The organism is Mesorhizobium sp. M5C.F.Ca.ET.164.01.1.1 (assembly GCF_004792125.1).
GTDB lineage: Bacteria > Pseudomonadota > Alphaproteobacteria > Rhizobiales > Rhizobiaceae > Mesorhizobium > Mesorhizobium wenxiniae.
Map to the genome: position 1 here is coordinate 1 of NZ_SRTG01000445.1, position 307 is coordinate 307.

Annotated in this window: 1 protein-coding gene; it reads left to right on the forward strand. The window is 63.5% G+C overall.

What is annotated here, in order from left to right; translation table 11 throughout:
- On the forward strand, nt 1-307 hold a 307-nt coding region (locus EN807_RS34210; protein ID WP_135938069.1), incomplete at both ends, for an autotransporter-associated beta strand repeat-containing protein.

Consider the following 307-nt stretch of genomic DNA (forward strand, 5'->3'; position numbering starts at 1 on the left):
GACGGCATGATCGGCGATACCGGCCAGTACCGGAACTTCGACGTACTCGAAAAGACCGGCGCCGGCACCTGGGCGCTGACCGCAGACAACACCGCCACGCAAGCCTGGACGATCTCGCAGGGAACGCTTCAGATCGGCAATGGCGGTACGACCGGCAGCATTCTTGGCAATGTCACCAACAACGCCACCCTCGCCTTCGACCGCTCCGATACCTACACCTATGCCGGCGTCATTTCCGGCAGCGGCGCGGTGAGCCAGATCGGCACCGGCACGACTATAACGACGGGCGCCAACACCTATAGCGGCG